General features: G+C 63.3%; 16 protein-coding genes and 1 pseudogene. 12 read left to right on the forward strand and 5 right to left on the reverse strand.

Annotation, left to right across the window (positions count from 1 at the left end):
* The first annotated feature begins 165 nt into the window (after positions 1–165).
* The 5 genes from rsmI (at position 166) to PB2503_RS02495 (ending at position 5,805) form a co-directional block, all read left to right on the forward strand.
* The gene (gene rsmI, locus PB2503_RS02475) at positions 166–1,044 is read left to right on the forward strand and encodes a 16S rRNA (cytidine(1402)-2'-O)-methyltransferase (RefSeq protein WP_013299639.1); all 879 of its coding nucleotides are present in this window, start codon (positions 166–168) and stop codon (positions 1,042–1,044) included.
* Positions 1,041–1,466: a YraN family protein gene (locus tag PB2503_RS02480; RefSeq protein WP_083810947.1), complete on the forward strand. Its 426-nt coding sequence runs from the start codon at positions 1,041–1,043 to the stop codon at positions 1,464–1,466. The genes rsmI and PB2503_RS02480 overlap by 4 nt, the downstream gene beginning before the upstream one ends.
* Before the next feature lie 92 nt (positions 1,467–1,558).
* Complete coding sequence (locus PB2503_RS02485) at positions 1,559–2,110, forward strand: BON domain-containing protein (protein ID WP_013299641.1); 552 nt, start codon at positions 1,559–1,561, stop codon at positions 2,108–2,110.
* A gap of 83 nt (positions 2,111–2,193) precedes the next feature.
* Positions 2,194–3,753, forward strand: coding sequence for a YifB family Mg chelatase-like AAA ATPase (locus PB2503_RS02490; protein WP_013299642.1), 1,560 nt, complete (start codon positions 2,194–2,196; stop codon positions 3,751–3,753).
* A 96-nt stretch (positions 3,754–3,849) separates the two neighbouring features.
* The gene (locus tag PB2503_RS02495) at positions 3,850–5,805 is read left to right on the forward strand and encodes a response regulator (protein ID WP_013299643.1); all 1,956 of its coding nucleotides are present in this window, start codon (positions 3,850–3,852) and stop codon (positions 5,803–5,805) included.
* On the opposite strand, the gene hemW is transcribed toward PB2503_RS02495, so the two are convergent.
* Together hemW and rdgB are read right to left on the reverse strand one after the other, a co-directional pair.
* Positions 5,800–6,930 (reverse strand): radical SAM family heme chaperone HemW, encoded by a 1,131-nt coding sequence (hemW, locus tag PB2503_RS02500; protein WP_013299644.1) that lies wholly within the window; start codon positions 6,928–6,930, stop codon positions 5,800–5,802. The genes PB2503_RS02495 and hemW overlap by 6 nt on opposite strands.
* On the reverse strand, positions 6,927–7,547 hold the full coding sequence (gene rdgB / locus PB2503_RS02505) for an RdgB/HAM1 family non-canonical purine NTP pyrophosphatase (RefSeq protein WP_013299645.1): 621 nt from the start codon (positions 7,545–7,547) through the stop codon (positions 6,927–6,929). Before rdgB ends, hemW begins: the two co-directional genes overlap by 4 nt.
* A 150-nt stretch (positions 7,548–7,697) precedes the next feature.
* Here rdgB and rlmN point away from each other — a divergent pair, with 150 nt between their 5' ends.
* From rlmN to PB2503_RS02520, 3 genes are all read left to right on the forward strand, one after another.
* Entirely contained in the window at positions 7,698–8,846 is a 1,149-nt protein-coding gene (gene rlmN / locus PB2503_RS02510) for a dual-specificity RNA methyltransferase RlmN (RefSeq protein WP_013299646.1), read from the forward strand.
* A gap of 111 nt (positions 8,847–8,957) precedes the next feature.
* Positions 8,958–9,344, forward strand: coding sequence for a hypothetical protein (locus PB2503_RS02515; protein ID WP_013299647.1), 387 nt, complete (start codon positions 8,958–8,960; stop codon positions 9,342–9,344).
* Positions 9,345–9,631: 287 nt separating this feature from the next.
* On the forward strand, positions 9,632–10,348 hold the full coding sequence (locus PB2503_RS02520) for a hypothetical protein (RefSeq protein ID WP_148235167.1): 717 nt from the start codon (positions 9,632–9,634) through the stop codon (positions 10,346–10,348).
* A gap of 32 nt (positions 10,349–10,380) precedes the next feature.
* On the opposite strand, the pseudogene PB2503_RS14240 reads toward PB2503_RS02520, so the two are convergent.
* The 3 genes and pseudogenes from PB2503_RS14240 to tsaD form a co-directional block, all read right to left on the reverse strand.
* Positions 10,381–11,277 (reverse strand): annotated as a pseudogene (locus tag PB2503_RS14240) (IS1595 family transposase).
* 49 nt (positions 11,278–11,326) lie between these two features.
* Entirely contained in the window at positions 11,327–12,361 is a 1,035-nt protein-coding gene (locus PB2503_RS02535) for an NAD(P)H-dependent glycerol-3-phosphate dehydrogenase (RefSeq protein WP_013299651.1), read from the reverse strand.
* Positions 12,358–13,470 (reverse strand): tRNA (adenosine(37)-N6)-threonylcarbamoyltransferase complex transferase subunit TsaD, encoded by a 1,113-nt coding sequence (gene tsaD, locus PB2503_RS02540; RefSeq protein ID WP_013299652.1) that lies wholly within the window; start codon positions 13,468–13,470, stop codon positions 12,358–12,360. The genes PB2503_RS02535 and tsaD overlap by 4 nt, the downstream gene beginning before the upstream one ends.
* Before the next feature lie 25 nt (positions 13,471–13,495).
* Between tsaD and hemC the strand changes: the two genes are divergently transcribed.
* The 4 genes from hemC to PB2503_RS13715 all read left to right on the forward strand — a co-directional run bounded on the left by hemC (position 13,496) and on the right by PB2503_RS13715 (position 18,708).
* The gene (gene hemC, locus PB2503_RS02545; RefSeq protein ID WP_013299653.1) at positions 13,496–14,470 is read left to right on the forward strand and encodes a hydroxymethylbilane synthase; all 975 of its coding nucleotides are present in this window, start codon (positions 13,496–13,498) and stop codon (positions 14,468–14,470) included.
* Positions 14,467–15,180, forward strand: coding sequence for a uroporphyrinogen-III synthase (locus PB2503_RS02550; RefSeq protein ID WP_013299654.1), 714 nt, complete (start codon positions 14,467–14,469; stop codon positions 15,178–15,180). The genes hemC and PB2503_RS02550 overlap by 4 nt, the downstream gene beginning before the upstream one ends.
* 72 nt (positions 15,181–15,252) lie before the next feature.
* The gene (locus PB2503_RS13710; RefSeq protein ID WP_013299655.1) at positions 15,253–17,121 is read left to right on the forward strand and encodes a COG4223 family protein; all 1,869 of its coding nucleotides are present in this window, start codon (positions 15,253–15,255) and stop codon (positions 17,119–17,121) included.
* Positions 17,122–17,169: 48 nt separating this feature from the next.
* Positions 17,170–18,708 (forward strand): heme biosynthesis protein HemY, encoded by a 1,539-nt coding sequence (locus PB2503_RS13715; protein WP_013299656.1) that lies wholly within the window; start codon positions 17,170–17,172, stop codon positions 18,706–18,708.
* The last annotated feature ends 61 nt before the right edge of the window (positions 18,709–18,769 follow it).

Raw genomic sequence — 18,769 nt, forward strand, 5'->3', positions numbered from 1 at the left:
TTCAACTCCCCCCTCTAAGGGAGGCCGGGGGCGGCCACAATGACGAGTTTGCGGCAGTTGTGTGACGCGAAGCCTTGCCGCTAATGATCAGCGGTCGCTCATCGGCGCGGGATGATCGCCGCCCCCGGTGCCGGAATGGACGCAAGTGGAAAGGTCCTGTCGCGAATGGCTTCCTCCCCCCCGGATCGACCGCCCCCCCGCGCCGCGACCGCGCGCCTCCTCGCCCCGGGCCTTTATGTTGCCGCCACCCCTATCGGTCATTTAGGCGATATTTCCCAGCGCCTGCGCGAGACCCTGGCGTCGGCGGATCTCATCTTGTGCGAGGACACACGGGTCGCCGGCCGCCTGCTCCAGGCCATGGCGATCGATGGCGTCCCCTTGCGGCGATACGATGATCACACCGGCGAGCAGGTCCGGCCCCTCGTGCTGTCCCGGTTGGCGGCGGGGGAAGCCTTGGTATTGATCAGTGATGCGGGCACGCCCTTAATTTCCGATCCAGGCTACAAATTGGTCCGCGCGGCCCGCGACGCGGGGGCGGCGGTGATGACCGTGCCCGGGCCCTGTGCCGCCATCGCCGCCCTGTCGATTGCCGGTGTGCCGACGGATAGTTTCACCTTTCGCGGCTTCCCGCCGGCCAAGGCAGGTGCGCGCCAGCGCTTGATCGACCGGCTGGCTGCGACGGAGGAAACCCAAATCTTCTATGAGACGGGGCCGAGACTGGCTGGATTTCTCACAGAAATCGCCGCGCGGCTTGGGGATGATTGCCCGGTGGTCATCGCCCGCGAACTGACCAAACGCTACGAAGAGGTCGTCGACGGGGCCGCCGCCGCCCTTGCCAAACGCTATGCCGACGCGCCCCCCAAGGGCGAAATCGTCGTTATCCTTCCGCCGCAGCCCCCGATCGAGATCACGGAGGAAGAGGTCGAGGCGCGAATGGCGAAGGCCCTCCAATCCCTTTCCCTTAAGGATGCCGCCGCAGAAGTCGCCGCCGCCACCGGGCGCAAACGCCGTGACCTTTACCAGGCGTGGCGGGATCGGACGTGAGCGCCCGCCAATCAGCCAAGCGCCAATCAGCCGAGTACCTGGCAGCCGAGCGCCTGGGACGGCGGGCCGAACGCAGGGCCGCCCTCTTTCTCCAGCTCAAAGGCTATGCGATCCGTGACCGGCGCGTCCGCACCCCCCGCGGCGAAATCGATCTGATCGTCACAAAAGGGTCGACCCTCGCCTTTATCGAGGTCAAGGCACGAACTAGCGCCGATGCCCTTCAGGACCCGGCGACCCTCGTCCCGCCACAGAATTGGGCGCGCATCGCGGCGGCATCGGCGATCTGGCGCGCGCGGGCATCGCTCATGCCGAAAATCGTCCGGTTCGACCTCATCCTGGTTCGCCGCGGCATTCCTTGTCATGTGAAGGACGCCTATCGGCCCGACGCGCCGACCGGTCGCGATGGCGCCGGCCTTTTCTGACAACTGCCGCGCTTTCCTATTCCGTCTGCCGGCGACCCAGTCTATCCCATCCTCGGACTTCCCGCCCTGACTGTTCGAAGGAGACCGTCCCGATGCCGACCCGCTTGTTGATCCTTGTCGCCCTCCTCTCGGCCCTCGTCGCCGGCTGTGAAACGAACCGGACCCTGGGGACCAGCATCGACGACACCGGTATCGATCTCCAGCTGAAGCGCGCCCTTCTTGCGGACCGCACCTATGACACCTCGGATATCGACATCTCCGTGTTTGAGGGGCGGGTCATGCTGACCGGGACCGTCAGAACCGCTGAGGCGCGGCGGGAATTGGGGCTCAAGACGCGCTCCCTGCCCGGCGTGATCGAAGTCCTGAACGAGGTTCGGGTCGGCGCCCCGACCACGGCGGGCCAAGGGCTAAGAGATGCAGTGATGGACGAAAAACTCGGGGCCGCCATGCGGGCCGATAACGCGATTTACCGCACAAATTATCAAATCGCCGTCAGTCAGGGCACGATCTATCTTCTCGGTGTTGCCCAGGGGCCGGTGGAACTCGAACGGGTGACGGGCCACGCCCAAACGATCGACGGCGCCAATGAGATTATCAGCCATGTGATCTTTGTGGGGGATCCGAGACGGCCCGGTGTTCGCTAAGGCGGCCTGGCGTGTGCCTGCTTTTTGTTCTTGAATTGTTCTGATTGTCGGCGCACTCTCTCCCTGAACGGGGAGAGAGCGATATGGTCACGGAAGTCACAAGCTTTGCCTTTGACGGCATCGAGGCGCGCCCAGTCACCGTGCAGGCCCAGATCACCGGCGGCAATCCAAAATTCTTCATCGTCGGCATGGCCGAAAAATCCGTGTCCGAGGCGCGGGAACGCATTTGGGCCGCTTTTTCCGCTATTGGCCTTGGGGTGCCGCCCAAACGGATCACGATCAATCTGGCGCCGGCCGATCTCCGCAAGGAGGGCAGCCATTTCGACCTGCCGATCGCCCTCGCCCTCATGGCGGAGATGGGGGCCATTGCCCGGGACGCGCTGGTCGGCTGGGCGGTGACGGGGGAGTTAGGGCTCGATGGCAGCCTTGCGCCGATAACCGGGGCCCTTCCCGCCGCCATGGCCGCCAATGCGCGTGAGTTGGGGTTGATCTGCCCGGCCGCCTCCGGTGCCGAAGCGGCCTGGGCCGGCGAAGAAACGGGGATCCTCGCGCCCGCGACCCTGTTGGAGCTCGCCAATCACTTCAAAGGGACAGCTGTCCTTGATCGGCCGCGCCCCGGCGCCTTGCGGGAGCCTGAGGACGCGCCGGACCTTAAGGACGTGAAAGGGCAGGAAACGGGCAAGCGCGCCCTCGAAATCGCCGCGGCGGGGGGACATAATCTCTTGATGGTGGGCCCACCGGGTTCGGGAAAATCGATGCTGGCCGCCCGCCTCCCAGGCATCTTACCGCCCCTGTCGGCACGAGAGATGCTGGATATTTCCATGATCCACTCGGTCGCGGGCATGATCGAGAACGGGACCTTAACGCGGGAACGGCCCTTCAGGGCGCCTCATCATTCCGCCTCGATGGCGGCCATGGTGGGGGGCGGGACCCGGGCCAAACCGGGGGAGGCGTCCCTCGCCCATCACGGGGTTCTGTTTCTCGACGAACTGCCCGAATTTTCAGCCCCTGTCCTCGATAGCCTTCGCCAGCCCCTCGAAACCGGCGATGTGCGGATTGCCAGGGCAAATGCCCATGTTCGCTATCCCGCCGCATTCCAGCTGGTGGCCGCGATGAACCCCTGTCGATGCGGTTATGGTCGGGCGAGCGGCCGGGCCTGTGGCCGCGGGCCCCATTGCGAAACGACCTATCAGGCCCGCATTTCCGGCCCTTTTCTCGATCGGATGGATTTGACGATCGAAACCCAGCCGGTATCGGCCCTTGATCTGACCCGTCCTGGGGATGGCGACCCGAGTGCCGTTGTCGCGCAGCGGGTGGCGGCGGCTCGCGCCGCTCAGGCGGCGCGTCAGCCGGAGGGCCCCTTCCTCCTCAATGCCCGGTTGTCGCCAGCGGCGCTCGACCGTGTCGCCACCCCAGATGCGGCAGGTCAGGCCCTTTTGACCCGCGCCTGTGAAAGCCTTGGATTATCGGCGCGGGCCTATGGCCGTTTGTTACGGGTCGCCCGCACGCTGGCCGACCTTGACGGCAAGGAGGCGGTGAGCCGGCCTCATATCGCCGAGGCGTTAAGCCTGCGAGGCCGCCAGGCCATGCAGGCCATGGGACCGCCCCCCCTGCGAGAGGCTGTGTCCCACCAGGAATCGTGAGAGAGGAGGTCGGGAGAAAGGTTTCATCCACCATTTCTTCAGCGTTTCGCTGGAAACAGCGAGGAGGCTGTCACAGTTGTCCGGAGCGTCGCTTTCATGCGGTCTGCCTTAGCCGTCCTCGATCGGATCACGCTCTTTGCGGTCCTCACCGACCGGAACGGCGTTATTCGTTTTCGCAACAAGGTCAGCGCCGGGATCGGGGGCTTACGCACCGGACAAATCTTCACCGAAGAGCAATTGCCCCCCACCATCAGATGCATTCGAACGACCGATCAGGACCGGTTCACCACATCCGTCATCGTCAATAACGATAACCGGCTGATTGAGTGGAACCCCTCACGCTTCACCGATGGCGAGACCCTCTATCTGGGCACCGATGTCACGCGCGACCGGAAGAATTATGCCGTGATGAGAGAGCTCGCCCGGACCGCGCGGGCCGTCAGCGAAGAAAAAATGCGCTATCTGGCGACCATGAGCCACGAAATGCGGACCCCCTTGAACGGGATACTCGGCATGAACGGCTTGCTGCTGGACAGTCCCCTCGACGTCAATCAACGCGCCTATGCCGAAGCGGTGCAGCAGGCTGGAACCGCGCTCCTCACGCTTATCAACGATGTCCTCGATTATTCGAAGATCCAGGCCGGCCATCTCGACCTTGAGGAAAAGCCGTTCTCCCCCGGCGCCCTCCTCAAGGAGGTCGCTGAGATCCTGGCCATCCGCGCCGATGAGAAGGGGATCGACATCGCCCTCCTTCTCCACCCCGACATTCCCGAGGAATTGGTGGGTGATCCCGCAAGGCTGCGCCAGGTGCTGGTGAATTTGGCCACCAATGGCGTGAAATTCACGACCGAGGGCGGGGTCAGCCTCGAAATCCTGCCCGGTACGGGATCCACCGATGATGACCTCATCGACCACCGCCGTTATTCCTTCCGCGTACGCGACACCGGCAAAGGCATCGCAGCGGACAATCTCGACCGTCTATTCGAAGAGTTCGATCAGGGCTCAGATCCATCCGCCGAAGAAGGGACGGGCCTTGGACTGACAATTGCGCGCCAATTGGTGAACGCCATGGGGGGCAATATCGATGTCACGAGCGCCCTTGGAAAAGGGTCCACCTTCGAATTCGATATCGCGCTCAAAGGTCAGGCACCAACAGCCGTCCAGATTGTCGAGAACCCTGCAAGAACCGTCGTCGTGGCCAGCCCTTCCGCTTTCCTCCGTGCCGCCCTGACAACGACCCTTCAATATTTGGGGATCAACCGCCTCCACACCGCCCAGGACGAGCGGGAGGCGATTTCTCTTCTGTCCGATCACCCCGATGCGATCCTGCTCTGTGACCTGCCCCTGGCGGAAAGCTCAGGATCGATCCTGACCAAAGGCACCCAGCACGCCATCGTCCTGCTGTCACAGAGGACTCGCGGACGGTTCGATAGCTTCGCGAAAAACGGGTTTGCGGATTTTCTCGTCAAGCCCGTATTCCCCGCCCAGCTCCGTCGGCGTCTTGAGACCATAGGCCGGCCGGCGATATCGGCGGCGGAGGAGCCCGTGGCCTCGGCATCGGCATCTGGGGAAGGGGTCAATGGGGACGACCAGCCCCCCAGCGAGGCCGCTCCCTCTTCTGCGCCGGCGAGCTCTGCCTCCCAAAAGCCTCTCAATATTCTGCTGGCGGAGGATAATTCCATCAATGCCGTTCTGGCCGAAACGATCCTCCGCCGCGATGGACATCAGGTGGATCTTGTCCGTAACGGGAAAGAGGCGGTCGAGGCAGTTGACTTGTCCGTCTACGATTTGATTTTGATGGACATGCGTATGCCGGTGATGGACGGAATCGAAGCAACGGTTCGCATTCGTCAAATGCCGACCGGCGAAGTCTTGCCGATCATCGCCCTTACGGCGAATGCGACCACCGCGGACCGCCAGGCCTGCCTTGAGGCAGGCATGAACGATTTTCTCTCAAAGCCTTTTGAGCCCAAAAGCCTGAGCGATATTGTTAATCGCTGGCGGTCGCCACCGCCCTCCCCTTCAAAGACCGCGACGGCGGGCCGGTCATAAATCCTCCATCGCGTCGCATAGCCGCGCGATGAGACCATCGGCGAGGATCCAATGAGTCCGGGGAATGGTCATGCGATCTGCCCTGGGGATCAGCCATCCCTCCCGCAGGAAGTCCTCAAGCCGTTCGGGCGGAAGGAAAGAAAGGTCGGATGTCGCCACCCCGTCAAGGGTCCTGAGGCCGCCGGCGAGCCGTTCAACACGCATTTCCGACGGCGTCAGGGGGGCCCGTTCGACCCTGTCGGCGGGGGGGGTCGAGCAATAAGCACGAATAGGGACCCTTGGGGCGGTGGCGATCCGTTGTCCTTGATGGGTTATCCGACCATGCGCGCCAGGCCCGATCCCAATCCAGTCCCCCTCCATCCAGTAAAGGCGATTGTGCACGGCCTCATGGCCGGGTCTGGCATGGCTCGAAATCTCGTAAGCGGGCATCCCGGCCGCCATGGTTTCCTCCAGGGTCGCCTGATAAAGATCCGCCGCCATGGCGTCGGAGGCCGGGGTCCACCGCCCTTTATCGACCTGGAGCCCAAAGGCCGTCCCCTGCTCAATCGTCAATTGATACAGCGACAGATGCGAGACCGGCAAAGACAGGATCGCCCTAAGGCGGCGCGTCCAGTCCTCAATTGTTTCTCCGGGCAAGGCATAGATGAAATCCGCCGTCACCCGATCGAACAGCGCGGCGGCCTGGTCGATCACCCCGCGGGCCGTCCCCCCATCGTGATTACGCCCAAGGAACCGAAGATGTTCATCGTCGAAACTCTGTACACCAATCGACACACGATTGATACCAAGCGCGCGATAGGCCCGCAGACGTTGCGCCTCAAGGGCGGTCGGATTGACCTCGATCGTGACTTCCGCGCTGGAAGCTAAATCGTACCGGTCGGCAATCCCCCCAAGCAACCGGTTGAGGCCATGCGGCGACAAGAGCGAAGGGGTCCCGCCGCCGAAATAGACGCTCACGATCTGACGGCGTCCCCATCGGGCGGCGCTGTCGTCAAGATCTGCGAGAAAGGCCGAGATCCAGGCCTTTTCATCGACATCCCGTCCTCGGGCGACCACGAAATCACAATACGGACAAATTCGATCGCAAAAGGGCCAGTGAAGATATAGGCCGGTCGGTGGGGTCACGGCGCCGGCACATTGATCACCTGCGCAAGGTTCGTCATGGCGCGGGCCCTATGGGAGAACTGCGCTTTCTCCGCCATCGTCATTTCAGCAAAAGTCCGCGCCTCCCCCTCCGGCCTGAAGATGGGGTCATAGCCAAATCCCGCCGCCCCTCTGGGCGACGCCGTCAGGGTGCCCTCGACCTGACCTTCGGCGACCAGGGGCGTGTCCCCCGGTAAGGTCAAAACCAGGACGCAGACAAAGGCCGCCGCGGCGCCCTCCATCGCTTGGGCACCGCCCAATTCGGCGGCGATCCGGTCAAAGGCCCGCTGATAATCGCGGTCCGGCCCCGCCCATCGAGCGGAATAGAGCCCGGGCGCGCCGCCAAGGGCCGCGACGGCGAGCCCTGAATCGTCGGCGAGGGCAGGCAGCCCCGTCGCCGCCATGGCCGCTTCGGCTTTGAGAGTCGCATTGCCGAGAAAATCGGTTGCTGTCTCCTCAGGTTCTGGAAGGTCGTGGTCGGCGGCCGATGATATCGAAATGGCATAGGGGGCCAGCCAAGCCGAAAACTCGCGCACCTTTCCTTGATTATGGGTCGCAAGGAGGAGGCCGCGCGCGCGGAGGACATTAATAACCGTCATCACAGCGCTCTACCACGGTCTCGCAATGGTGAGGAGGGAGGCGCGCCCGCCACCCATTCTGAGGAGAGAGCCCTTAAGATTGAGCGGCCCCCGACTTTCGCTTGTCACCCCTTTTCTGTAGGGGCAGCGATCGCGATAATTGATGTTAACATGACAACCCTGATTTCCACTCTTCCCGAGGCGGCCGCCCCTCAACGGCGTCGCTTGTTCGGCCTTTCCCGCGCGGCGCTGCAATCGCTGTTTGCGGCCGACCTCGGCCTTGCGCCGAAGGCGGCCAAGATGCGGGCGAGCCAGGTTTGGCAATGGATCTATTCCCACGGCGTCCGAGAGTTCGATCAGATGACGAATATCGGGAAGGCGCTAAGGGCGCAGATGGACGCGCTTTACGACCTCTCCCGCCCAGAAGTCGCCGAACGCCAGGTCTCCCAAGACGGGACCCGTAAATATCTCATCCGGTTTGCCCCGGGCATTGAGGCCGAAGCGGTATTCATTCCCGGTGTGGGGCGGGCCGGAGCCCTTTGTGTTTCAAGCCAGGTGGGGTGCACGCTGAATTGTACCTTTTGCCATACCGGCACCCAGGCCCTTGTCCGCAATCTGACAGCCGAAGAGATCATCGCCCAAATCATTGTCTGCAAGGACGATCTCGGGGAATGGCCGAGCAGCCGCGATGACCGCCAGCTCTCCAACATCGTGTTTATGGGCATGGGGGAGCCGTTATATAATCTCGATGCGGTGGCCCAGGCGATCGATATTATTGCCGATGGCGAAGGGATCTCCATTTCCCGTCGGCGGATCACCGTCTCGACATCGGGGGTGGTCAGCCAGATGCGCGCCCTTGGTGAGCGCACAGAGGCGATGCTGGCCATTTCCCTCCACGCGACCCATGACGCCTTGCGCAACGAATTGGTGCCGATCAACAAGAAATGGCCCCTCGATGCGCTTTTAGCGGCGTGTCGAGACTATCCAGGGACCTCGAACGCCAAGCGGATCACCTTTGAATATGTCATGCTCAAGGGGATCAATGACAGCGATGCCGAAGCGCGGGAATTGGTGCGTCTCCTCCGCGGTATCCCGGCAAAGATCAATCTGATCCCTTTCAATCCCTGGCCAGACAGCCCCTATGAATGCTCATCCTGGGATCGCATTGAACGCTTTGCCGATATTGTGAACCAGGCAGGCTATGCCTCACCGATCCGCACGCCTCGGGGTCGGGATATCTCGGCGGCGTGCGGCCAGTTAAAATCCGAAAGCGTGAAAGAAAGGGCCAGCGCCCGGCGGCGGACCGAAACGGTGTCCTAAGCCGCCTGACGACAGCGGACGACTGCCCCCATAGGGGCGAGAGTTCCCTGCTTACCACGTGGACATTCGGCGCCGTTGCGATAAGGTAAAGGGGCAAAAGGGGTGGCGGCTATGATGGGTCGGACGGAAAGCGTTTTCGCCGTTTTCTTTATTTTGGTTGTGGGCGCCCTCGTCGCCGTCGCCTTGGTTCGAAACGGCGATGCGCGGGAGATGGCCAGCTACCGCCCGCTGGGGGCGGACACAGCCACGACGACTTTCGGCACGGGGGGGATCCAATTCTCCGGCAATGTCGAGCGGGATTTGTGCACCTGTTACCGCCAAGCCTACGCCTATGGGTCGGCCTATCAAGGCAGCAAGGGGCTCGAACGGATCGAATATCAGGGGGGCTTCCGCTATTGCAGCACCGAACTCGGGGCTGAGGGCGGTGAGTTTTGGAGCCAGGGCTGGTTCAAAGGTGTCAGCGGCGAACGTCCAGACCGTAGCTGCCGCTCCCTGTAGATCCGCGGCCCACAGGCGCGGCCCACATGGGCGGCCCAAAGGATCGACTTGTCCCGCTCCCTCTCATGTAGCACTCGACCCTAGAGCCCTATGATCAACCGGATTTGCGGTAAGTCTCTAAGTCTTTGTTTTATATCACTATTTCACGCGAGCCGGGGTCCACTTCGGTTGAAAATGCTCTAGGTTGGACATTATCCCCTTAAAACATGTATCGCGATTGGCGCAGCCCTTTTCAATGATTGCTAAAGCCGCGACGTGAATCAGTGGCTATATGGCGGGATGTCAAAGTGCCGCGCGACTATCCTATGAAGTTCTCTCCGCTAAGGATCGGGATAGCTATATTTGGTGCGGTAGCTTTTTTCGCGATGGAAAATGATCCGCAAGAGGTGAGTTCCAACCTCTGTAAATGGACCATAGAGCTTGCAGCTGTGGAGCAATGCCCTGCGTGGATGAACAACCCGGACTGGTTGCTCCTATTCAGGTGTGCGTTGGGCATCGTCGGACTGTGCCTGATCTGGCCACTGATACCTCGTGGGCTTGCGCAACTATACGATGCGTGGCTTTTTCTTACGAGGGGACTTTTCGCCATTCGAAAGGGAGCACGACGAGTGGTCGTGGCTACTATGGAGAAGATTAAAGATGAGCCCGTCTTGGTAGATGAAAATCGAGCGGTGAAAATAATAGAGAGAAGTCAATGGGCTCGCTACAGAAATGACATGGGTAAGAAGCCAAAGTCAGTTGCAGATTTCTTTGCAGATGAGTACGCGTTCAGCCGCGTAGACAACCCGAGGTCGAATGCTGAGCACAGTATATTTTGGAGTTGGTGCGAGAGGGTGCTCAAAGAGAGCTTCACCCGTGCCGCCACTGACGAACATGATGATAATTACCGCGGTGGGATGGTAACAACTGATGAAGGCGAAAAGCTGTTTTCCGAGCGCATATTATTAAAGTGGCTGGACGACAAATGGACGGCAGAGATGCTTGACAGATTCGGAAAGATATGAAAATGGTTCTAAATTCGACCGCTTACTGAAGGTTAGGCTGTCCGGCAAACCGGCGCAGCAAGCCCTTGCACCAGGCTCTCGAAAAGAGATGCGGGCCGTTTCCGCAGGTTCCAACTATACTCAAACTTGCCAAAGTATAGGGGAAGACACTTCCTCGACACATGGACATACATACGTACCCCGGTAAGCGGCCTTGAACAGGTTCCAGAACCCTTCAAGCTCGTTCGTAGTCGCGCCACACTTGGCGACATATTCGCCGCCAGAATGGTTCACTGACTTGTGGATGTAGTTGGGATTGTCGCGGAGCGCGATATAAGCGCGAAGCTCGTCCGTATGGATCGTAGAGCCGGTTTTGATTTTGTCTTCGATGGCATCAAAGAGCTTGTCCTGTTTGCGATCTTCCAAGACGCGAGTGACCACGTTGCCGCCTTTTTCTGCCATGACCATGACAACTGTTTTGCATTTACCGCCGGGCGCGCTGCGCTTTTAGCCGCCCACGAAGGTTTCATCGACCTGCACAGACTTCCCGTCACCACCGATTGAATCGTCACCGTCCACTGCGGTCATATAGGCAAGAATGAGCTTACACATGCACCATGCTGTCTTGTAGGTCACGCCAATCTGCCTCTCGACTTCCTTGGCGCTCACGCCGTTCCGTGAAGCGGAGAACAGGTGCATAACAAAAAAAACTAGTCTTGAAGGTTGGTCCGGGTGTTTTCGAATGGTATTCCGGCCATTGGATAGACCTGAAAGCCGCAATGCTCACACTCGTATGAGCGGCGCTTCTTGATCCGGTAATAGCGCGCATATTTTCCGCACAACTGGAACTCGTGGCGGTCGCCATATCGTGTGCGAATCAGGTGTTCGAGACACGCCGCGTCATCGGGAAAGCGTCGGTAGAACTGACAGACTGTCTGTTGTTTTGCCATAAACAGAACATAGCAAATCAATCTACATGCTTCAGGGGGATAATGTCGTCTAGGTTTTGTCGCGCAGAAGGGGCGATTCAGGTCGCAACGGCCGACTGAGCAGGGAATCCACGACATCATCAACCTCAATGTCGCCGGCAACCAAGGCCGCTACGGCCTCGGCGACGGGCATCTCGACTCCATGCTCCCTGGCCAGGGCGGTCAGGACCGGCGCGGTCTTGGCCCCCTCCGCCACGGTATGTCGCTTGCTGAGGATGTCGGCCGCCGTCTCCCCCTGACCGAGGGCGACGCCTAGGCTGTAATTACGGGATTGGGGCGACACACAGGTCAGGATCATATCGCCGAGCCCCGACAGCCCCCTCAGGGTCTCGACCTTCGCGCCCAGCGCCACCGCAAAGCGTGCCGCTTCGGCAAAGCCGCGGGCCATCAGGGCGGCGCGGGCGCTCTCCCCCAATCCTTGCCCCTCGACGACTCCGCAGGCCACGGCCAGGACGTTTTTGACGGCCCCGCCAATGGCGACACCGGTCAAATCCGCCGACCAATAGGGCCGGAAGGTCAGCGTCCCGAGGGTGGCCAGCCAGCGCTCCCCCCGGTCTCTGTCCGCATCGGCGAGGGTGACCGCCGTCGGCAACCCCTTGGCGACATCGGCGGCAAAGCTGGGGCCAGATAACATGGCCGGCGCCGCCTCGGGCCAAGCCGCCTTCAGAACCTCTGGCATCAGGCGTCGGGTCTCCGCCTCAATCCCCTTCGAGCACAGCGCCACCGGCAGCGCCGCCGCGCCGCTCGCTTCACGCAGGGCCGCGAGTTCGCCGCCCGCGAATTGAGCGGGCACGACGGACAGGACGGCATCACACCCCGCGATGGCGCCGCGATCGGCGGTGATCGTCAGGGCGGGCGGCAGGGAAACGCCGGGCAGATAGCGCTGATTTTCCCGATCGCCGCGCATCGCCGCCGCATGGTCTTCTCGCCGCGTCCAAAGAACGACCTCAGCGCCGGTCTGAAGCCCGAGCAGGGCAAGGGCCGTCCCCCAAGAGCCCGCCCCTTGCACGAAAAGGCGGCGAAACGGATCTGCGTTGGTCATCATACTTTCCGTCCTCGTTTGCCCGTTCCCACCACAGGCCCGGTGGCGGCCATATCGAGGGGCCAGCGGGATCGGGGCACGCTGGTCAGCGTGTCGTCGATCATCCCCGCGCCGACCGCCTCCAGCTGATACGCCCCGGCAAGGGCGATCATCGCAGCATTGTCAGTGCAATAGCGTAGACTGGGCACGACGAGCGTCCAGCCCTCTTGCTCAGCCACCCCCTCCAAGGCGCGGCGCAGCGCTTGGTTTGCCGCGACCCCGCCCGCCGCCACGAGATGGGTGACCTCAGGCGCGAGCGCCCGCGCCGCCAGGAGCCCCCGGTGGGTCCGCTTGGTCAAGTGGCCGACCGCCGCCGCCTGGAACGCCGCGGCAAGGTCCGCCCGCTGGGTCTCCGTCAACTCTCCGGCCGCCACCACGCATTGGCGAATGGCCGTCTTCAGACCCGAAAACGAAAAATCGCAGCCCGGTCGCCCGGCGAGGGGCTGGGGCAGCGCATAGGCCCCAGGATCGCCGCCCCGCGCCGCCGCCTCGACGGCGGGCCCGCCCATCCCCGGCAGGCCGAGCAATTTGGCGGTTTTGTCAAAGGCTTCTCCGGCGGCGTCGTCGATCGTGGTCCCAAGGCGCAGAAAATCCGCCGCCCCCCGCACCAGCAGGATTTGGCTGTGCCCCCCCGACACAAGCAGCAGCAAATAAGGGAACGCGATGGGGTGTTCGAGGGCGACCGAGACCGCATGGCCCGCCAGATGATTGACCGGGACCAGCGGAACCCCAGTGGCCAGCGCCAGCCCCTTGGCAAAGGTCAGGCCGGAGACCACCCCGCCGATCAATCCCGGCCCGGCGGTCGCCGCGATGAGGTCGAGCTCGCCCAGCTCCACCCGCGCCTCCCGAAGGGCGGTCGCCACCACTGAGGGCAGCTTGGCGGCATGGGCTCGGGCGGCGATTTCCGGCACCACACCGCCATAGGGGGCATGAGCCTTTTCCTGGCCGACGACGATCGAAGAGAGGATCTCGACCTGCCCCGGCGGACCCGCCCGCACCACCGCAGCGGCCGTGTCGTCGCAACTGCTTTCGATTCCGAGGACGAGCGGCCCCGATGCCGCTTGCATGGTCATATTAGGGGCATTAGGGCCGCATCCCATGTCCTTCAAGCCATTGCGGATCGCCTCCCGACGCTCCCCCCTTGCGGTGGCCCAGGCGCTGTGGGTGCGGGATCGCCTAGCCGAGGCGCTCGGCATTGACGAGGTCGACCGCGACGCGGCCTTTCCCCACGAGACCTTTGTGACCACGGGCGACAGAATGCTCAATCCGACCCTGGCCGATATCGGCGGCAAGGGCCTCTTCACGAAGGAAATCGAGATCGCGCTCCTCGACGGGCAAGCGGATATCGCGGTTCATTCGATGAAGGACATGCCCGCGCAGATGCCGCCGGGCCTGGTCTTGGCGGCGGTGCCGGTGCGGGAGGATCCGCGCGACGCCTTTGTGACCCTCGATGGGCGCCCCCTCGACCAGATGCCGGCCGGGGCCCGGATTGGGACCAGTTCGACCCGGCGCCGCGCGCAATTGGCCCGATTGCGGCCAGACCTCGCGCTGGTCCCCATGCGCGGCAATGTCGGCACCCGACTGCAAAAGCTCGCAGCCGGCGAAGCCGAAGGGACCTTTCTCGCCGAAGCGGGGCTCCGACGCCTCGGCATGACCGATGTCAAGCGCGAAGCCCTCTCCCCCGCCCGCATGTTGCCCGCCCTCGGCCAGGGTGCCTTGTGCGTTCAGGCCCGATCGGGGGACCACGAGACGCTGTCGGCCTGTGCCCACATCAATAACCGCCCCACCGCCCTGGCGGCCGCGGCGGAACGGGCGCTGATCTCGGGGCTCGACGGATCGTGCAAGACCCCGATCGGCGGTCTCGCCCGGCAAACCGGCGACAGTCTGATCCTTGAGGGTCAGATCCTCACCCCCGATGGGCGGCGCGTGCTGCGCGGTGAGCGGACCGTCGCCATTGGCGGGATGACATGGGAAGCGGTGCTCGACAGCGCCCGGGCGGCGGGGGCGGATCTTGCCGCTTATATGCGGGCCGAAGCGGGGGCGGATTTGGCGGCTATGCTCGGCGACCAATGACTGTCTTCGTCACTCGACCCGAGCCCGATGCCACACGAACCGTTGCGGCCCTCGCGTCGGCGGAGCTCAAGGCGATCCCCACCCCCCTTCTCGATATCGTCATCGCGGATGCCGCCGCCCCGCCGCTCGCCAAGGGCGAAGCCCTGGTCTTCACGTCGCGCAATGGGGTCCGCGCCTGGTCGGCTACCGGCGGCGCTCTGACAGCGCCGGCCTACGCCGTGGGGACCGCAACCGCTGAGGCCGCTTCTGAGATCGGTCTGACGGTGGCCGATATCGGCGGCGGCGATGTCGACACCCTTCTCCCCGTCCTTATGGCGGCGCCCGCCACAGGATTTTTGCACATTCGCGGCCGTCACAGCCGGGGACAGCTTGTCGAGCGATTAGCGGCCACCGGCCGCCCGGCGCGCGGCATCCCCCTCTACGAGGCGAAGGCCGCAACGGTCCTCCCCGCCCCGCTTCTCGACGCCTTGCGCGCCGGTGAGACGCCCCACGGCCCTTGCCGCATCGCGCTTTTCTCCCCCCGAACGGCGACCATTCTTCTCCGCCTTCTCGACGACTGCCTTGGACGGATTTCGGTGCCCGCCCAAATCTTTTGCCTCAGTCCAGCTGTCGCCGCCGCATTGGATAAGGATCGTTTCGCCCAAGTCGTCATCGCGTCTGAACCAACGCTACCTGCTTTCATTGACAGCCTTCGCAGCGGGAGCACATAGGGAGGCAAGTGTGCTTAACCCGCTCGCTGGCTCCCGCGAGCCGTCCATGCCGTCGCATCTGTGAGAAAGTAAATGTCCTCGACCAATCCGCCTTCTGACAATAACGATCCCAATAAGCCGGAAGAGCCTAAGAAACCGGAAGAGAGTGTCGACGCATCGTCCGCCGAGACCCCGAAGACCGACGAGGCGATTGATGCGGAAATCGTCGACGAAACTGCACGAGTAGAAGAGCGCGCATCGGGCGAGGCAACGACTGAAGAAGCAGAAGTTCTCGACGATGGAGAAGCCGCAGGCGAGACGAGTGCCGAGGCGCCGGTCGAGGACGGCACGAGCCGCGCGGGCACCTTTGGCATCCTTGTCGGGGCCATCGTCGTGGTGGCGGGCCTTGTCTATTTCTTGAACCGCGATGGCGGCGGCACACCGACCCAAGCTGAGGGGGAGCAGACCCTGTTCGCCGAAGGCGCGGGCGAGATCGCCAGCCCCATTGTCCGTGACCCTGTGGGCCGCGACAATGTCGGCGACGAGAACGATGCCGAATCCGCCGCCCCTGAAACGGCGATGACCGAGGCGGAAAACACCGCTGACACCGCGCCCGCCCCAGAGCAAGACGCGGCCGAAGAAACGGCGAGCGCGGCTGAGGAAGCGCCGTCCGAGGACCCAGCGGCCGCTTCGGCGACGGAATCTGAGGCAACCACCGAGGACGAAGGGGCGGAAGCGGTTACGGCTGAGGCCGATAGCGGCGCTGACGAGACCCCCACCGAGACGGACGCGGTGGCGGACGACCAGGACATGGCACAACAGACGCCCGCGGAGGAAGAAAGCCCCGCCGCCGCCGCCCCCGAGGGTGACGATGCGCGTCAGAGCAGCCTTGTCGCCTTGGCGGCGGAGCGCAATCGCGCCCGCCGGGAGGCCATGGAAGAGGAGGCTGGCGCCGAGGATGAGGCCCCTGCCACCGAAATGGCGGCGGCTGAAGACGAAGCCGCCGAAATGGCGGCGACCGAGGACGCAGCAACCGACGCGGCGGCTGAGGCCGCAGCCGAAGCTGACGCTGACGCTGACCAGGCCGAGCCGTCAGCCGAGACAGAAGCGCAATCCGTTCAGGCGCCCGCAACCGAGGCACCGAGCGCCGAGAATACGGCACAGGAGACGACCCAGGAGATGGCGGCTGAGGATCAGTCGACCAATCAGCCGCAATCCGCGGCGCCGACTGAGGCTCCTGCCCAACCGCAACTCGCCGAACGGGCCCCCGGCGGCCCCAATCTCGAAGACATCAAATCCGATGTTCTGGCCCAAACCGAACAGGTCATCGATCGCAAACTGGCGCGGACCGAGCAGGAAGTCCGTCAGCTTCGGGAAGAGCAACAGCAGTCGAACGAACGGCTCGCGGAGCTGAACGACCGGATCGAGACGATCACCTCCACCGATCTCACCGCCGCGCGTCAAAGCACGCTCCTGCTCGCGCTGTCGGACCTCGATGACGGGATCAATAGCGGCGAGACCTTTGTCCGCCAGTTAGAGACGATCAACCAGATCGCGCCGGACATGAATTTCCCGCGTGAACTGTCGGATTTCGCCGCCACCGGTCTGCCGACACAAGCCGAGCTGATGGCCAGCTATCAGTTGGCCGCTCGTCAGGCCCTGTCCGGCGTCAAGCGAGAAGAAGCCGACGGGCCCATCGCCCGGTTCAGCGCGAACCTGTCGAGCCTGTTCACGGTGCGTAAGGTCGGCGATATCCCCGGCGACACGCCCTCAGCGATCATCGCCCGCGCCGAATCCCGCCTTGAGGCCAATGATCTGGACGCCGCGATCGATGAACTGGACGCCCTTGAGGGCGAAGCCGCTGAGGCATTCGACTCATGGATCGACGCCGCTGAGGCGAAGGCCGCCGCCCGTCAGGAAATCCGCGCTATGCAGCAACGAATCGCGTCGCAGGCCGGCTGAGGAAACGGTGCTGTTGCACCCTTTCCCCAGTCGGGGCAGTGATCACCTATGATCAGAATCCTCGTCTTCCTCACCATTATCGCCGTGCTGGCTGCGGCGATCACCGGCCTTGCCTCCGTCGAGGGGTTCGCCGTCATCCGTTTCGGCGATACCAATATCACCGCCCGCTCTTCGGTGCTGTTCGGCGCGGCGTTGATCGGCGCCGTTCTGCTGATCTGCGCGACCCTCATCCTGTCAGGGATCGTCAGGCTTCCCAGTTCGATCCGCCGACAACGGGCCGAGCGGCGGCGGGAGCGGGGGCTGATTGCCCTCACCCGCGGTCTGGAAGCTGTGGCGGCAGGGGACGCCAGCGATGCCCAACGGCTCGCGCGGACGGCGCAGAAACAATTGGGCCAGCAAGGCAACGAAGCTGGCCTGAGCCGTCTGCTGACGGCCCAGGCGGCCCAATTGGCCGGGGACGAAGAGACGGCGCAGCAAAGTTTTGCCGCCATGCTGCAAGCGCCGGAAACGGAATTTCTCGGCCTACGCGGCCTCTACCTTCAGGCCATGGCCTCCGGCGACCGGAAAGAAGCCCGGCAATATGCCGAGCGCGCATTCAAATTGCGGCCAGGCGCCAGTTGGGCTTTTCAGTCCGTCTATGCCCTGCAATTGGAGCGAGGCGCCTGGGGCGAGGCCCGCGATGCCCTGCTCAAGGCACAACAGCACGGGCTTGAAAAAGGAGAGCCGTCCCGTCGTCGCGAGGCCGCTCTCCTTACAGCGATGGCCTATGGTGCCGAAGCGGCGGAGGATACGGATACCGCGATCAAAGAGGCCGAAGAAGCGCTTCGCAAGGCGCCGGGCTTTGCCCCCGCCGCCGTGCTCGCCGCCGAGCTGGAAACCAAAGCCGGTCGCCGCTCCCGCGCCGGGAAACTGCTCGACGAGGCCTGGGCCATCAGCCCCCATCCGGCCCTCGCCAAGACCATGGACGAGATCTATGCCAAGGAGAAACTCGAGCGCCGCACCGATCGCTTGATCGCCCTCGCCAATAAGCGGCCGGAAGCAGACGAAAGCCAATTGCTGATCGCTGAACAGGAAAACCGGCTGGGTAAGTTTACTGAGGCAAAGGCCCGCCTCGAACCCCTCCTGACCCGAAATCCGCGCGCCCGCACGTTTTCTGCCATGGCGGCAGCGGTTCGAGGGCTCTACGGGTCCGAGGCCGCACAGATATGGCTCGATCGCGCGGCCAATGCCCCCCTCGATCCTGTCCCCGGCGCAGATGGCAGCTTCGTCTTCACCACCGATGGCTGGCAGCGGCTGATCCGGGAATTCGGCGACCATGGGCGTCTCGCGCCGCCGCCCCTGGATGTCATCCGCACGAGCCTGACCCTCGAAGAGGTCAAGCTCCTTTCCGCCCCGGCCTCGCTCGATACCGTGCAAGAGGTCGCGGCCGACGAGACGGCGACCTCGGCCCCCAGCACGCCCGCGACGGGTGAAGGCCTGATGGACCAATTGTCGAAGGATAAAGGCCTGGCGCCGGAGGGACAGCCCGAAGAGCCGAGCAATGACAAGCCGGGTCAGCGCAAGACAGACGATCCGGCCAAGGCTTGAGCGATCGGTGCATGCTAGGGCCTTTTAAAGGCGAAGCGGGCGCCGGTTTGCGTCAAGAGAA

The sequence above is a fragment of the Parvularcula bermudensis HTCC2503 genome (assembly GCF_000152825.2).
GTDB classification, from domain to species: domain Bacteria; phylum Pseudomonadota; class Alphaproteobacteria; order Caulobacterales; family Parvularculaceae; genus Parvularcula; species Parvularcula bermudensis.

Excerpts from the sequence above, each read along its gene's own strand:
- rdgB (WP_013299645.1), bottom strand. The coding sequence starts at position 7,547 with ATGACGGTTATTAATGTCCTCCGCGCGCGCGGCCTCCTCCTTGCGACC.
- PB2503_RS02535 (WP_013299651.1), bottom strand. The coding sequence starts at position 12,361 with ATGATGACCAACGCAGATCCGTTTCGCCGCCTTTTCGTGCAAGGGGCG.
- PB2503_RS02490 (WP_013299642.1), top strand. The coding sequence starts at position 2,194 with ATGGTCACGGAAGTCACAAGCTTTGCCTTTGACGGCATCGAGGCGCGC.
- PB2503_RS02485 (WP_013299641.1), top strand. The coding sequence starts at position 1,559 with ATGCCGACCCGCTTGTTGATCCTTGTCGCCCTCCTCTCGGCCCTCGTC.
- rsmI (WP_013299639.1), top strand. The coding sequence starts at position 166 with ATGGCTTCCTCCCCCCCGGATCGACCGCCCCCCCGCGCCGCGACCGCG.
- PB2503_RS02515 (WP_013299647.1), top strand. The coding sequence starts at position 8,958 with ATGATGGGTCGGACGGAAAGCGTTTTCGCCGTTTTCTTTATTTTGGTT.
- PB2503_RS02495 (WP_013299643.1), top strand. The coding sequence starts at position 3,850 with ATGCGGTCTGCCTTAGCCGTCCTCGATCGGATCACGCTCTTTGCGGTC.
- PB2503_RS02550 (WP_013299654.1), top strand. The coding sequence starts at position 14,467 with ATGACTGTCTTCGTCACTCGACCCGAGCCCGATGCCACACGAACCGTT.
- rlmN (WP_013299646.1), top strand. The coding sequence starts at position 7,698 with ATGACAACCCTGATTTCCACTCTTCCCGAGGCGGCCGCCCCTCAACGG.
- PB2503_RS13715 (WP_013299656.1), top strand. The coding sequence starts at position 17,170 with ATGATCAGAATCCTCGTCTTCCTCACCATTATCGCCGTGCTGGCTGCG.
- tsaD (WP_013299652.1), bottom strand. The coding sequence starts at position 13,470 with ATGACCATGCAAGCGGCATCGGGGCCGCTCGTCCTCGGAATCGAAAGC.
- PB2503_RS13710 (WP_013299655.1), top strand. The coding sequence starts at position 15,253 with ATGTCCTCGACCAATCCGCCTTCTGACAATAACGATCCCAATAAGCCG.
- hemC (WP_013299653.1), top strand. The coding sequence starts at position 13,496 with ATGTCCTTCAAGCCATTGCGGATCGCCTCCCGACGCTCCCCCCTTGCG.